The 796-nt window shown below is 49.5% G+C and carries 1 protein-coding gene; it reads right to left on the bottom strand.

Going from position 1 to position 796, the window contains the following annotated elements:
• Positions 1 to 796: DEAD/DEAH box helicase (locus R7Z50_RS26490; RefSeq protein ID WP_318149613.1), on the bottom strand; the 796-nt coding region annotated here is incomplete at both ends.

Here is a 796-nt window from a genome sequence, read left to right on the forward strand (position 1 = left end):
ATGATTTCACGCAGTACGGCTTCTCGCACCACGGACTCTTCACGTTCACGAACAAATGTCTTGATAGCTAAACGGCGTGCTGGTGGTGTGGCGATGATCGACAAATCACGCATACCACTCATTGCCATGTTCAGCGTACGAGGAATCGGCGTTGCCGTTAGGGTAAGAATGTCCACATCGGCGCGCATCGCTTTGACTTTCTCTTTTTGACGAACACCGAAGCGATGCTCTTCGTCGACAATCAACAAACCCAAATCTTTGAATTTGATGTCGCTGGAGAGCAATTTGTGCGTACCGACGACGATATCAACTTTGCCATCGGCAACATCTTGCAAAATCACTTTTTGCTCTTTGGCTGATTTGAAGCGAGAAAGCACCTCGACTCGGATTGGCAAGTTCGCGAAGCGGTCACGGAAGTTTTCAAAATGCTGCTGAGCAAGCAGGGTTGTTGGCACGAGTACGGCAACTTGTTTGCTGTTGTCCGTAGCAACAAAGGCCGCACGCATGGCAACTTCTGTTTTACCAAAGCCAACGTCACCACACACCAAGCGATCCATGGCTTTTGCTTGGCACATATCGGAAAGTACCGCGTTGATTGCCATGGCTTGATCATCGGTTTCTTCAAACGGGAATGTTGCCTTGAAGGTCGCGTATTGGCCACGATCCAAGGCAAATTTAAAGCCCGGTTTTAGCTCACGCTTCGCGTATACATCAAGTAGCTCTGCTGCAACATCGCGTACTTTCTCAGCTGCTTTTCGACGTGCTTTCGACCACGCTTCACCGCCAAGTTTGTGCA

Source organism: Vibrio sp. 1249-1, assembly GCF_033340495.1.